Genomic DNA, 13,351 nt, shown 5'->3' on the forward strand with positions numbered 1-13,351 from the left:
TTCCAAGGCATAGTGTTCTCCGCATTTATCCAATGCGAAAGTGTCAACTATGTCCTCGTACACCTGTCAACCATGTCCCCGGTCTATACAGCTTGCACAAAGATAAAGTAACCAAAAGAAAGTGCACCCCAGCTTCCGCTTGTTTCCTGTGCTACTCGTCTTGCCGGGCGCCCATCGAAACTCGCCCTGACAAGCCACATACTTCGTGGCTTGTTGCGGAACTCGGACAGCCGATGGCCGAAGACTCCCGGCAACCCTGCGTTGCTCGGCGCGGCAGATGGGGACCCCGAACACCATGCGACCGCAACCATTTATGGAATTAATGAAATAATTGTTGTTTTTCAACCGTCCAAATTTCAACGATGCAACTTTGGTGAGATAAATCCCATTCCATCACGCTGAGTAGCGGAAACAAAGTAAGGAAGAAGGGAGCGACTGTCTGAGCTCCGCGGCAGCTTGCGGTGTGTGCAAGCTGCTAGGGCGAGTTTCGTGACCGCTTACTTTGTTGAGCAACGCAAGGCAGCCGAAGGCCGTGATGGCTGGGTGCCGTCTTCTTTGGTTACTTTCTGTGGGGCAAGCAACAGAAAGTAACTCGCCTAAAGGCGAAAAAGCTTTAAGCTTTCAGGGGGAGTTAAGCGGTCCGAGAAATAACAATTCCTAGCGCCTTCAACCCCGGCAATATCCCCGGCTTGCTCACCTTCAACTTCACATTCTGCGCTTTAAATTCCTGCAAAATCAGCTGGCACACATGTTCACCCAAGGCCTCAACCAGTTTAAAGCTATGCTCGGCTAATGTTTCGCGAATGCGGGCGACTACCTGACCATAATCAATCGTGTCTTCAATCGCGTCACTGAGGCAGGCTTTGCTAAAGTCGTAGCCGATTTCAATATCCAGAATCACAGTTTGTGGCACGGTGCGCTCCCATTCTGGCACGCCCAGTTTGGTTTGCACTTTGACTTGTTCGAGAAAAATTGTGTCCATGAATCTGTGTCCTTTTATTTCCGCGCAGGCTGGAATCCAGTATGATTCGGCATCATACAACATCGTGCAGTGGCTGGCTAAGCGGCTGCATTTCAGTGGAATTAAGCGCATGAACGAAATTGGTTTTGATATTGAAGCATTGGTGTGGATCGCTGCGGCTTACCTGATAGGCTCAATTGCTTTTGGCATTATTATCAGCAAGCTGTACCGCCTGCCAGATCCACGCACAGTAGGCAGTGGCAATATCGGCGCGACCAATGTGGCGCGTAGCGGTAAAAAATCCGCTGCCATTTTGACCTTGCTGGGCGATGCGTTCAAAGGCTGGTTGCCCACTTGGTTGGCACTGCAGGCAGGCATGTTGATGGACGTGGTGGCACTGGTGGGGTTGGCGGTGTTTATTGGTCACTTGTACCCGATTTATCATAAATTCAAAGGTGGCAAAGGCGTGGCGACGGCATTGGGTGTGATGATTGCCTTTTCGGGTTGGCTGGCGTTAAGTGTGGTGGCTGTCTGGCTGGCGGTGTTTTTAATCAGCCGCATTTCTTCGTTGTCTGCGCTTGTCGCTGCCGTATTGGCACCGTTGATTGCCTGGCAGTTCCTGTCACCTTACCCGGTGTATGTGGCGGTGGTCGTGGTGATGTCCGCGTTTTTGATTATTCGCCATCAATCGAATATTGAAAAACTGTTGGCTGGGACTGAAAGCCGTTTTGGAAAGAAATAATTAACTGCCGATAAGCCCAGATGTGAAAACTGGGGAGATCGTTTTGAGAATCTTTTTTAGATTTTATCGGCGGTAGAAATACCGCTCAGCAACGCCTTTTAGCAGGCAATCACTGAGGGGTTTTGAGCTCAGCCAAATCCCAGCGCGGCCGGATGCTAAAGCTGTAATCCTGCTTGCCTGGCTGCATGGCGTGCAGGCGCATCGCACCGGCAAAGGCAATCATGGCGCCGTTATCGGTGCAGAACTCCAGGCGTGGATAATTGACGCTGATACCACGTTTGGCAGCGGCTTCATTGAGCCGGGTACGCAGGCGTTTGTTGGCGCCTACGCCGCCAGACACCACCAGTCGTTTGAGTTTGGTCTGTTTGAGTGCCTTCAGGCATTTGTGCACCAGAATCTCGGTGACGGATTCTTGAAATTCCCAGGCAATATCTTTAATTGTTTCTTCATTCAATTCAGGCTGGTTGTTCACCAGCGTTAACACGGCCGTTTTCAGGCCGCTAAAGCTGAAGTTTAAATCCGGGCTGTTGAGCATGGGGCGCGGCAGTTGAAACTGTGGCTTGCCCTGATCGGCCAGTTTAGACACCGCTGGGCCGCCAGGATAGCCCAGGCCCAAGAGTTTCGCCGTTTTATCAAAGGCTTCGCCAGCCGCATCGTCCAGCGTGTCACCTAATAGTTCATATTGGCCAATGCCATCCACGCGCATGAGTTGGCTATGTCCGCCCGAGACCAGCAAGGCGACAAACGGGAAGGCGGGTGGGTTTTCTTCGAGCATGGGTGCCAGTAAATGGCCTTCCAGGTGATGCACTCCCACAGACGGGACATTCAGGGCCATGGCCAGCGATTGCGCAATGCTGGTGCCCACCAGCAAGGCGCCCGCCAGGCCGGGGCCTTGCGTGTAAGCGATGCCTTCGAGGTCTTGCAGGGTTTTATCGGCTTGCGCCAGGACTTGCTGCGTGAGCGGGAGTGCGCGGCGGATATGGTCACGGGAGGCCAGCTCCGGCACGACGCCGCCATAGGCTGCATGCATGTCAATTTGCGAGTGCAAGGCGTGCGCCAGCAACCCACGGCGCGTGTCATATAATGCCACTCCGGTTTCGTCACAAGAAGACTCGATACCCAATACCAACATCTAAGAGAACTCTCGCATACGTTTTTTTGCAGAAAGGATTGATAAATCCAAATAAGCGCGATAGAATACGCGGTTTTCAGTGCTGCATCAATCCGCAAGCACCATTGTCTAACCAAATATTTGAAGGATAGGGAATTACATGACCGCTATTCGTGTGAAAGAGAACGAACCGTTTGACGTTGCAATGCGCCGTTTCAAGCGTTTGATTGAGAAAACCGGTTTGTTGAACGACTTGCGTGCTCGCGAGTTCTACGAGAAGCCAACTTGGGAGCGTAAGCGTAAAGCAGCTGCCGCGGTGAAGCGTCAGTACCGTCGTCTGCGCAACCAACAGTTGCCTACCAAACTCTACTAATTTTTTAAGTAGATGTGAAAATCGGGTAAGTCATCCCTTGGCTACCCGGTTTGAAAAAAAACAAATATGCGAAGGTTGTGGATTTCCGCAACCTTTAGCTGTTTTTAAAGCATACGCTTTAACGCCCTTCTTTAATTTGAGAATAATCCCCGCTATGAGCCTGAAAGCACAAATCTCTGAAGACATGAAAACCGCGATGCGGGCGAAAGACATGCCCAAGCTGGGCGTGATTCGTTTGTTGCAAGCCGCCATCAAGCAGCGCGAGGTGGATGAGCGTATCGAGTTGGACGATGATGCCGTGATTGCCGCCATTGAGAAAATGCTCAAGCAGCGCCGTGATTCGATTGCTGCATTTGAAGGCGCTAACCGCATGGATTTGGCTGATCAGGAAAAATTTGAAGTCACCGTGTTGCAGGCTTATTTGCCTGCCCAGTTGAGCGAAGAGGAAATCAATGCGGTGATCGCCAAAGTGATTGCTGAAACGGGTGCAGCGGGTGCCAAGGATATGGGTAAAGTGGTGGGTGCAGTGAAACCATTGGTTGCCGGTAAGGCAGATATGGCGAAAGTGTCTGGCTTGATCAAGGTGGCCTTGGGATAGTGTGTTTTTGCAGGCATTGAGTCAGGGGCGCATTTGCGCCCTTTGTTTTTTTGACCCGCATCAGCGATACTTGCATTTATGATCCCGGAAAGTTTTATTCAAGAACTGCTTAATCGCGTAGATATTGTCGATGTCATCGACAAGTCTGTTCCGCTGAAAAAAGCCGGGGCCAATTATTCAGCCTGTTGTCCGTTTCATAACGAAAAATCCCCCAGTTTTACCGTGAGTCCGACCAAGCAGTTTTACCATTGCTTTGGCTGTGGCGCGCATGGTTCGGCCTTGAGTTTTTTGATGGAATATAACGGCTTGAGCTTTGTCGAGGCCGTGCATGATCTCGCCAAGCAAGTTGGCATGATCGTGCCGCAGGAGCAGCGTGATCCCAACCAGCCTGCACCAACATCTAAAGCCGTGCTACTCAGTTTGCAAGAGACCTTGCAGCAGGCCGCCAATTATTACAAAGCCGAGTTAAAAAAATCACCGCGGGCGATTGATTACCTGAAAGCGCGTGGCTTAAGCGGGCAGGTCGCAGCAAAATTCCAGATTGGTTATGCGCCAGCCGGGTGGCAAAATTTGCAAACGGTTTTTCCGCAATATGATGCCGAGCCGCTGGAAACTGCCGGGCTGGTGGTGCAAAACGAGCAGGGTCGTCGCTACGATCGTTTCCGTGACCGCATCATGTTCCCTATCCATAACCAAAAAGGGGAAGTTATCGGCTTTGGGGGGCGTGTAATTAACCCTGAAGACAGTCCCAAATATTACAACTCGCCGGAAACGCCCGTGTTTCAAAAAGGGCACGAATTGTATGGCTTGTTTATGGCGCGTCGTGCTATCCGTGATGCGGGGCGGGTGTTAGTGGTAGAAGGATATATGGATGTGGTGGCGCTGGCGCAGTATGGCATTGAATATGCCGTCGCCGCGTTGGGCACGGCGACTACGCCTTTTCATATTGCCAAGCTGATGCGGCAAACCGATGAAATCGTTTTCAGTTTTGATGGCGATAAAGCCGGTCGGACTGCGGCCTGGCGCGCGGTGATGAATGCCTTGCCAGCCATCAAAGATGGCCTCAAGTTGCGGTTTTTATTCTTGCCTGCCGAGCATGACCCCGACAGCTTTGTGCGCGAGTTTGGCAAAGAAGCCTTTGAGGCCGAGATGAATCAGGCCATGCCCTTGTCGCAATATATCATTCAGCATTTAAGTGAGCATAACCCGCTGGCCTCGCAAGAGGATAAAGTGCAATTCTTGAATGATGCCGAGCCCATCCTCAAACAAATTCAGGCGCCGCGTTATGCCATGCTGTTGCGTAAAAAGGTCGCCGAGATGACCGGCCTGGCGCAAGGCGAAATGCAGCGCATGCTGAAATTGCCGAATACCGCCAAAGCCAAGGAAAAAGCCGTGCGTCAACGCTCGCGTACGCCGTTATCTTTGCATCTGCGTTTGGCGTTGATGCTGCTCATGCGGCCACAATGGGCGCAGGCCGCGTTGCTCGAGCAAGTAGCGGGTGAGAGCGATGAGGCGCAGATGTTGCGCGTGGTGTTGAAGGCGACGATTGCCAAGCCGGAGTCTCGTCCTGTGGTGCTGTTGCAGATGATTGCGCCCTATATTTCTGAGTCGCTACGACACCAATTGCAGCGCGAGTTGTCTTTGTTGGATGAAAGCTTGGACTTTACGCTTGAATTTGAGGGGGCATGTACCCAATTATCAGACATGGCGGTCACTGCACGTGAAAATTCCCTGTTGGGGCAGTTAACTGAAAAGCCATTTTCAATGTTGTCTGAAGCAGAGCGTGAAGCCTTGCGGCAATTAACCAGCAAGCGCTAGTCGGTAATTCCCTAAAAACCGTGAGGGCATGCTTAAAAAACGTGCAGAAATCTGGTAAAATAGAGGGTTTCCCGTAATGTTAAATCGAGTGATGTGCCTGCAGCGTTTGCCAGCACTCGGCATCAATCATTTTAGAGGTGGAATCGGCCATGGCCAGACCCAAAGCAGATAAAAGTTTAGACAAAGAACTCGGAATCAACGAAGTCGAAACACACAAAGACCCCGCCACCCAGGCAATGGATGCCGAGGCACGTCGTACACGCCTCAAAACCCTGATTGTATTAGGTAAAGAGCGCGGTTACCTGACCTACGCCGAAATTAATGACCACCTGCCGGATGATGTACAAGACTCCGAGCAGATCGAGAGCATTATCGGCATGATCAACGACATGGGCATCCAGGTGTACGAAGAAGCGCCGGACGCCGAAGTGTTGCTGATGTCTGATGCACCCCCTGCCGTGACAGATGAAGATGCCGCTGAAGAAGCTGAGCAGGCATTGGCTACGGTTGATTCAGAGTTTGGTCGTACAACTGACCCAGTGCGTATGTATATGCGTGAAATGGGGACGGTAGACCTGTTGACCCGTGAAGGCGAGATTGAGATCGCCAAGCGTATTGAGGACGGCCTCAAGCATATGGTGCAGGCGATTGCCGCCTGTCCAACCACCATCGCCCAATTGCTGGAGATGGTGGACAAAGTCGAAAAAGACGAAATGAGCGTGGATGAGCTGGTCGATGGTTTGATCGACAGCGACCTCGGTCTGGATGACGCCTTGGCCGTGGCGGATGCTGAAGAAGAGGAAGCCGCCGACGAGGAAGACGAAGACGAGGACGAAGACAGCGATGCCAAAGCATCTGCGCTTTCGGCCGAGGCCTTGGCAAAACTCAAAGAAGAGGTCCTGTCACGCTTTGCCGTGATTCGTGCCGCCAATACCAAAATGAACAATATCCGCGAGGCTAAAGGTACCAACGATGCCGAGTACAAGACTTTGCATCAGCAAGTGCTCGACGAGCTGACTGCTTTCCGCTTTTCTGCCAAACAGGTTGAAGCTCTGTGCGACCAAGTGCGTAACATGGTCGAAGAAGTGCGTACGCACGAACGCAAAATCATGGATTTCTGCGTAGAAAAAGCCAATATGCCACGCCAGCAATTCATCAAGAGCTTTGTTGGCAACGAAATCAACCTCAACTGGCTGGATGACGAGCTGGCAGGTAAACCTGCCTACGGTGAGCGTTTAGAGCGTTTTAGACACTCTATTCTGGACCAGCAAGAGCGGTTGCAAAACCTGCAAATCCGCGTCGGCTTGCCAATTAAAGAGTTGCGTGAAATCAACAAGCAAATGACCACCGGCGAAGCACGTGCCCGTCGCGCCAAACGCGAAATGATCGAGGCCAACCTGCGTCTTGTGATCTCTATTGCTAAAAAATACACCAACCGTGGCTTGCAGTTCCTTGATCTTATCCAGGAAGGTAACATCGGCCTGATGAAAGCCGTGGATAAGTTTGAATACCGCCGTGGTTACAAATTCTCTACCTATGCCACTTGGTGGATTCGCCAGGCGATTACGCGTTCTATCGCTGACCAGGCACGTACTATCCGTATCCCAGTGCACATGATCGAAACCATCAACAAGATGAACCGTATCAGCCGCCAGATCCTGCAAGAAACTGGTCTTGAGCCTGATCCTGCCACCTTGGCTGAAAAAATGGATATGCCGGAAGAAAAAATCCGCAAAATCCTCAAAATCAGCAAAGAGCCGATCTCCATGGAAACGCCGATTGGTGACGACGAAGACAGCCACTTGGGCGACTTTATCGAAGACAACACCACACTGGCCCCAATGGACGCAGCGGTTTACGCCAGCCTGCGTGACGCCACCAGCGAAGTGCTGGAGTCACTCACTCCACGCGAAGCCAAAGTGCTGCGTATGCGCTTTGGTATTGAAATGAACACCGACCACACGCTGGAAGAAGTCGGCAAACAGTTTGACGTCACCCGCGAACGTATCCGCCAGATCGAAGCCAAGGCCCTGCGTAAACTGCGTCACCCGACCCGCTCGGAGCGTCTGCGCAGCTTCTTAGAAAACGGTCAGGATTAGTTTATAATCCCACGCTTTCCGGCCCCTTAGCTCATGCTTGGTTAGAGCAGCGGACTCATAATCCGTTGGTGCTGTGTTCGACTCACAGAGGGGCCACCATTTATATAGAGACTCAAGGTTAACGCCTTGGGTCTTTTTTGTTTTGTGGTGAAGAATTTTTCATCTAACAAGCATGCATGTTATTCTGCACAAAATAAAAAATAATTTAAGGGAGTAACATGCACAAATCATTTGGCTATTTCTTTAGCAGTAGCGGAAGACTCTCAAGAGGAATTTGGATTTTTAGACTGATTGCTTTAGGGATTCTGTGTACGGCTTTCGGTATATTGGCATTCAAGTTAATTGGAAATACAGGAGCAGCATTTTTTTCCTCTTTATTCCTAGTTGGTTTCATTAGTCTTTCAGTCAAAAGATTTCACGATATTGGTGCTTCTGGAAAACCGCTTTTAATGCTGCTAATTCCGGTATTAGGACCAGTGTGGGTATTTTTTAAGCTTCTTAAGTCTGGTTTAATTGAAGATAATCAATTTGGAAGTAGCCCCAGCAGAAATATGGATTACACGAAGGTTGATATCCATGCCAGAAAGAGCTATTCACCGGGACTATCCGTAAATGATGTAACGCAGCTTAATGCAATCGATGTTTTGGGTGTAATGGTTCCTAAAACGATTGAAGAATTGCAGGCAATTCTTAAAGAGTCGACATTGCCAGTATGTGTTGGCGGTGGGCACTTTAGTATGGGTGGCCATACTGCCAGTAATGCTTCAATCCATATTGATATGAGGTATTTGAATAAAGTTAAATCATTCGACGTAAATGCCAAAACAATTAAAGTTGAGACAGGTATTCGATGGTGTGACATACAGAAGTTGATAGATCCGCACAATTTATCAGTCAAGATTATGCAAACTTACGCCAATTTTACAGTTGGCGGCACTTTATCTGTTAATGCGCATGGTCGTTATATGGGCTTGGGGCCGGTGATTTTATCAGTACGAAACATATCCTTATTATTAGCAAATGGAGAGATATTACTTGCCAGTCCAACAGAAAACTCTGAAATTTTTTATGGTGCAATTGGTGGATATGGCGCGATTGGGATTATTGCGGAAGCAGAGTTAGATTTAACAAACAATGTCAGAGTAGAACGGCAACAAATTAAATTAGCAGCGAAAGATTATTTCGAATGGTTTAACACTAACGTTCGAAACAGGGAGGACGTACTTTTCCATAACGCAGATATATATCCGATACATCTTCAAAGCGCACGAGCTGTTAGTTGGATTCAGACTGAAAAGCCAGTTACAACTAAATACAAGTTACAGCCGTTACGAATTGCCTACCCTCTAGAAATATACTTTTTTTGGGCATTCACTGAGACACCTTTCGGAAAATTGCGCCGTGAATACATTATTGATCCGTTATTGTATTTATCCAAAAAGGTACATTGGCGCAACTATGAGGCTGGTTATGACGCCTATGAGCTAGAGCCTTTGAGTAGAGATAAAACAACTTATGTACTACAGGAATACTTTGTTCCCTTCGAACGGTTGCCTGATTTCATTCCGAAAATGAAAAAAGTTCTTAATGAGCACTCAGTAAATATCCTAAATATATCCATACGACATGCACTCGGAGACCCTGGCTCTATAATGGCCTGGGCCAGAGGAGAGACATTTGCATGCGTGTTGTATTACAAACAAAGAACCTCTGATCAGGCTGTCAGTAACGTTGCCATTTGGACAAGGGAACTGATTGAAGCCGTGCTTAGTTGTGGTGGCACCTATTACTTACCATATCAACTACACGCCACATGCGAGCAATTTATCCGCGCATATCCTAAGGCTAAAGAGCTATTTGCTCTAAAAAATAAACTTGATCCTAATTACAGATTACGCAATTCTCTTTGGGATAAATATTACAAACCCACTTTAAGAAAGGTAAATGAATTGGAGCACTCATCTTTGTTTCATCGTGTTTACGATAACCCAGAATATGCAGATCGATTTTACTATTTCTTAAAAAATATTTTTCATCTTTATCCAGAGAAAAAGTTTCATCACCTCATTCAGCAATTGGTTAGTCAAAACGCAGATGATGAGATTATCTACAAACAGATTCAGAAGACTTTGCCACAAATAAAGCCTGCATTATCTTTGATTCGATATGCTTTGCCAGCGCTTATTACACAGAAAAATGAAATGGGTAAACAAACTGCTGAATTAATTGGTAAAGAAAAGGTATTAGTTGATTACGTTGAAATTGGCTCAACAGGTCGATATGTTAAGTCTCTTCTCAAAAGTATTAATTTGTCAGGTACTGTGACATTGGTAAATGATAAAGCACCAACAAATTCGCCTGCTGATATTGTCGAACGAGGTCAATTAAGATCTATAGGAAAGTTTGTTGGATTAGACGAGTATTCACCAATTCAATTGCCTAGCCAAAGTGCGGACTTAGTTTCATGTTTCATAGGCTTACATCATATGCACTTAGAAAAACTAATGCCTTTCTTGGAGTCGATTGCAAAAATAGTTAGAAAAGGCGGGTTTTTTATTCTCCGAGATCATGATGTCAAAGATAAGGCTATGGATGATTTTGTGAGTTTGGCACACTGCGTTTTTAATGCAGGCCTGAATGAAACATGGGAGGTCAATTCAAATGAAGTTAGACTTTTTGCCAGCATTGAGACTTGGATCGACAGGATTGAATCAGTAGGCTTTAAGCATACCGGTATCAAACTGTGCCAAGAAGGGGATCCTTCAAACAATATATTAGTGGCATTTGAACGAGTATGATCTTCTTAAGGGTTTTTAATATCATTGTTTTTAGCCTTGTTATAGGCATACATAATGTTTCTGCGTCTGAAGATCAGGTTAATATCCCAATTGATCAGCGCCGCAGTGTCGAGCAAACCTTTCTCACATACCCAGAATGGTTTCTAGTGCATAGTCCTGCAGAATATGCTGAATTCGTGAAACTGCACCCTTCACATGAATTTCCTTTTTTAGGCCATATTAATCAGTTATGGTCAGCATACCGTGCAGTAACTAAAGAGCAAATTCAAAATGGGTATGATGCAAATATCGGATATCACGTCATGATATGTGTAATCGTGACTAGTACCACCGTTGAATATGTTTTCAGATGGGTTTACGAAAACACAATTGGCAGAATCAGTTGGGCCTTATCTTCTGAGGTGCAAACTGATGAAGAACATTATGGTGCAAAAATAGCGCAAGAGTATGTTGATTTTATTCGCAAAGAGCCTTGGTATCTTTTTGATTTCAGTTCTGCACTAACAGGATTGTGGACAGATACTCGATTGTCTGGCGTAAATATAATTCGTAAATTGGAACGCAAGTATGCGCTTAGTACTGAATATTTAATAAAGGCTGGATATGCCAAGCTTATAGAAGTTGCTACGCATCAGGCTTATGAACCAGCACTGCTAACAACGTTAGTCATTGTTGACCATTTGCCCAAAGAGTTGCCTAAAAACGTCAAGTTATTAAAAGGGGAGACTAGTGGTGCGGCGCTCTTGGAATTGCCTAGATATTATAATTTTAGAATTGCTGCTACAGAGTTAGCAGAAACCGGCTCCAAAATCCAGAATGTTGCCGGGAATACAACCAAGATATTAGTAACTGTATGGACTGATGGTACCTACCAAGCGCCAATTGGCTCTCGGATTTTGTTTGAGCAACCCATTCTCACACAACCAAGATTTAAGCGAGTTGCATTAATTATGCCTGTACAAGCCTTGTCAGAGTTTTTAATGCAATCAAAAAAGACACATTTAAAGGTAGAACATATTTACGACTATTAAACGTAAGCTTTCATAATCCGTTGGTGCTGTGTTCGACTCAAAGAGGGGCCAGCATTTATAGATAGACTCAAGGTTAACGCCTTGGGTCTTTTTTGTTTTTGGGTGAGGTAAACTTACATTGACCTGCCCCCAAAGCCTTACCATTTTTAAGTAAGCACAGTCCTGTGATCTTAGAGTGAGTGGGGGAATGCTGGTAGCAGAATAGAACCAGTTTGTATCAGGATCCTGGTTTCCAATTCAGCGTTTTCTCTCGCTCAGCAATTTATTACAGCTTATTCCTTACCGATATTTTTTCATCAACATTAGCGTCTGTATTTTCAATGATGACTTCAACACGACGGTTTAATTGGCGCCCAGATGCACTATCATTGCCCGAGACTGGTGAGGTTTCACCCTTGCCAGCAGTCACGAGGCGGTCTGAATGGATGCCCTGTTTCATTAGCCAGCCCTTAACCGAGTCTGCGCGACGCTGTGACAATGCTTGATTGTAGTCAGCATTGCCGACAGTGTCTGTGTGGCCTTCGATCATCACAGAGCGATTTTGATGCTGATTGAGGAAGGTCGCAAGTTTGGCTAAATTTGTCGTCGCACCACTTTTTAGCTCAGCTTTGCCGGTGTCAAACAACACGTCGCCTAGCGTTACAACGAGGCCACGTTCGGTTGGCTTGGCGTTGAGTTCTGCAATCTGGCGTTGCAAATCAGCGGCTTTCTGTTGCGCATTCGCTGACTCTTGTTGTGCAGCCAGTGTTTTGAGCCGTGAGGATTCTGCATTGCTGCGCGCATTCTCAACTTCCTTTTGCGCCGCTAGCGTTTCTATCCGTGCGGAATCAGCGTTGCTGCGTGCTATATCAACTTCTTTTGTCCGGGAGTCGAGGCGTGCAGTTTCCCGTTGCTGACTCAAGGCAGTGCGTTGCTCAACGAGCAGGCGACTTTCGGCCAGTGCTTGTGCGGTATCGACCTTGCGTTCTGCGATGTACATCAGGTGCGCAACTTGTTCTTTGTCGCCTTGAGATACCTCGGCAGCACGGACTGCCACTTCGGCCTCCTTGATCGCGACGGGGGCCTGGCTTGCCAGAGGCTGATTAGATTGCAACATGGTCAATTTACTGCGGGCATTGTTGACCGCTTCTGGTTGTATTTGTCTGGCTGTACATGCCACCAACAAGATGGATGCCACAGCGGTGGATATGAGTGTTCTAGCGTTAAAAATTTGTGGTTTCATTATTGATCTCCTGTCTTGCGCTTCATTTCCATTTTTAATGTGTCAGTCCCTTTTTGCATCTGCTCGTTAACCACACGGGCTTTTGCCACTTCGGCTAGGGCGGAGGCCAACTCAGCGTCAGCGCGTGCCTGTTGGGCAAGGCGTTGTGCCAGAATCATTTTTTGTTCTTGTACTGCGCTGTGCGCTGCAGAGAGTTTGTCGCGTGCTGTACTCAGTTCGACTGCAGCATAATCCGCAACACTTGCTCTTTCTGCACTCGCGATTGCTTGCTCCGCGGCTTGCAAAGCAGAAGTTGGCGGTTTGGGTGTTGAGGCGCAACCACTGAGCAGCAACAATGCTGTAAATGCGGAGGCCAAGCCCCAGGACAACAGGCGATGACTCTTTGCCTGTGGTAAATGTAATGTGTGTGCCATGTGTTTCTCCTTGTATGAATCGAGACACTTAGTACCTGGTGCATACAAGTATTCCAGACGACAGTTGAATGCTCCGTGCACTGGCGTACATAAGCCATCGGGCTTGTTTGCTTTACTTGCATCGATCGGATAATCCTCTAACTGAATCGTCATTACCGCTGCAAACACGGATTAATCCATGAAGT

At 47.7% G+C, this 13,351-nt stretch carries 11 protein-coding genes and 1 tRNA gene; 8 read left to right on the forward strand and 4 right to left on the reverse strand.

The features are described 5' to 3' along the window. Positions 1-631: 631 nt before the first annotated feature. The gene (folB, locus tag INP77_RS11110) at positions 632-982 is read right to left on the reverse strand and encodes a dihydroneopterin aldolase (protein ID WP_194749139.1); all 351 of its coding nucleotides are present in this window, start codon (positions 980-982) and stop codon (positions 632-634) included. 109 nt (positions 983-1,091) lie between these two features. Here folB and plsY point away from each other — a divergent pair, with 109 nt between their 5' ends. Beyond that, positions 1,092-1,703 carry a glycerol-3-phosphate 1-O-acyltransferase PlsY gene (gene plsY, locus INP77_RS11115; protein ID WP_194749140.1) on the forward strand — a complete coding sequence of 204 codons (612 nt, stop codon included), beginning with the start codon at positions 1,092-1,094 and terminating at the stop codon, positions 1,701-1,703. A gap of 109 nt (positions 1,704-1,812) precedes the next feature. Here plsY and tsaD read toward each other — a convergent pair whose 3' ends face one another. Beyond that, on the reverse strand, positions 1,813-2,835 hold the full coding sequence (gene tsaD, locus INP77_RS11120; protein WP_194749141.1) for a tRNA (adenosine(37)-N6)-threonylcarbamoyltransferase complex transferase subunit TsaD: 1,023 nt from the start codon (positions 2,833-2,835) through the stop codon (positions 1,813-1,815). Between the two features lie 139 nt (positions 2,836-2,974). Between tsaD and rpsU the strand changes: the two genes are divergently transcribed. The 7 genes from rpsU (at position 2,975) to INP77_RS11155 (ending at position 11,531) form a co-directional block, all read left to right on the forward strand. Next, positions 2,975-3,187 carry a 30S ribosomal protein S21 gene (gene rpsU, locus INP77_RS11125; protein ID WP_018987466.1) on the forward strand — a complete coding sequence of 71 codons (213 nt, stop codon included), beginning with the start codon at positions 2,975-2,977 and terminating at the stop codon, positions 3,185-3,187. A 154-nt stretch (positions 3,188-3,341) separates the two neighbouring features. After that, positions 3,342-3,785 carry a GatB/YqeY domain-containing protein gene (locus INP77_RS11130; protein ID WP_194749142.1) on the forward strand — a complete coding sequence of 148 codons (444 nt, stop codon included), beginning with the start codon at positions 3,342-3,344 and terminating at the stop codon, positions 3,783-3,785. 78 nt (positions 3,786-3,863) lie between these two features. After that, positions 3,864-5,603 carry a DNA primase gene (gene dnaG / locus INP77_RS11135; RefSeq protein WP_194749143.1) on the forward strand — a complete coding sequence of 580 codons (1,740 nt, stop codon included), beginning with the start codon at positions 3,864-3,866 and terminating at the stop codon, positions 5,601-5,603. A 149-nt stretch (positions 5,604-5,752) separates the two neighbouring features. Then, the gene (rpoD, locus tag INP77_RS11140) at positions 5,753-7,702 is read left to right on the forward strand and encodes an RNA polymerase sigma factor RpoD (RefSeq protein WP_194749144.1); all 1,950 of its coding nucleotides are present in this window, start codon (positions 5,753-5,755) and stop codon (positions 7,700-7,702) included. 20 nt (positions 7,703-7,722) lie between these two features. After that, positions 7,723-7,801: transfer RNA gene (locus INP77_RS11145), tRNA-Ile, on the forward strand. Between the two features lie 119 nt (positions 7,802-7,920). Next, the gene (locus INP77_RS11150) at positions 7,921-10,500 is read left to right on the forward strand and encodes an FAD-binding protein (RefSeq protein WP_194749145.1); all 2,580 of its coding nucleotides are present in this window, start codon (positions 7,921-7,923) and stop codon (positions 10,498-10,500) included. Beyond that, entirely contained in the window at positions 10,497-11,531 is a 1,035-nt protein-coding gene (locus tag INP77_RS11155; RefSeq protein ID WP_194749146.1) for a hypothetical protein, read from the forward strand. The genes INP77_RS11150 and INP77_RS11155 overlap by 4 nt, the downstream gene beginning before the upstream one ends. A gap of 265 nt (positions 11,532-11,796) precedes the next feature. On the opposite strand, the gene INP77_RS11160 is transcribed toward INP77_RS11155, so the two are convergent. Continuing rightward, the gene (locus tag INP77_RS11160; RefSeq protein ID WP_194749147.1) at positions 11,797-12,753 is read right to left on the reverse strand and encodes an OmpA family protein; all 957 of its coding nucleotides are present in this window, start codon (positions 12,751-12,753) and stop codon (positions 11,797-11,799) included. Beyond that, positions 12,753-13,319, reverse strand: a complete 567-nt coding sequence (locus tag INP77_RS14920) for a DUF4398 domain-containing protein (RefSeq protein WP_228518890.1) — start codon at positions 13,317-13,319, stop codon at positions 12,753-12,755. The genes INP77_RS11160 and INP77_RS14920 overlap by 1 nt, the downstream gene beginning before the upstream one ends. Positions 13,320-13,351 lie beyond the last annotated feature (32 nt).

This window comes from Methylophilus sp. 13 (genome assembly GCF_015354335.1).
Taxonomy (GTDB): Bacteria; Pseudomonadota; Gammaproteobacteria; order Burkholderiales; family Methylophilaceae; genus Methylophilus; species Methylophilus glucosoxydans.

Coding starts and splice junctions, on each gene's coding strand:
- folB (WP_194749139.1), bottom strand. CDS start 982: ATGGACACAATTTTTCTCGAACAAGTCAAAGTGCAAACCAAACTGGGC.
- plsY (WP_194749140.1), top strand. CDS start 1,092: ATGAACGAAATTGGTTTTGATATTGAAGCATTGGTGTGGATCGCTGCG.
- tsaD (WP_194749141.1), bottom strand. CDS start 2,835: ATGTTGGTATTGGGTATCGAGTCTTCTTGTGACGAAACCGGAGTGGCA.
- rpsU (WP_018987466.1), top strand. CDS start 2,975: ATGACCGCTATTCGTGTGAAAGAGAACGAACCGTTTGACGTTGCAATG.
- INP77_RS11130 (WP_194749142.1), top strand. CDS start 3,342: ATGAGCCTGAAAGCACAAATCTCTGAAGACATGAAAACCGCGATGCGG.
- dnaG (WP_194749143.1), top strand. CDS start 3,864: ATGATCCCGGAAAGTTTTATTCAAGAACTGCTTAATCGCGTAGATATT.
- rpoD (WP_194749144.1), top strand. CDS start 5,753: ATGGCCAGACCCAAAGCAGATAAAAGTTTAGACAAAGAACTCGGAATC.
- INP77_RS11150 (WP_194749145.1), top strand. CDS start 7,921: ATGCACAAATCATTTGGCTATTTCTTTAGCAGTAGCGGAAGACTCTCA.
- INP77_RS11155 (WP_194749146.1), top strand. CDS start 10,497: ATGATCTTCTTAAGGGTTTTTAATATCATTGTTTTTAGCCTTGTTATA.
- INP77_RS11160 (WP_194749147.1), bottom strand. CDS start 12,753: ATGAAACCACAAATTTTTAACGCTAGAACACTCATATCCACCGCTGTG.
- INP77_RS14920 (WP_228518890.1), bottom strand. CDS start 13,319: ATGACGATTCAGTTAGAGGATTATCCGATCGATGCAAGTAAAGCAAAC.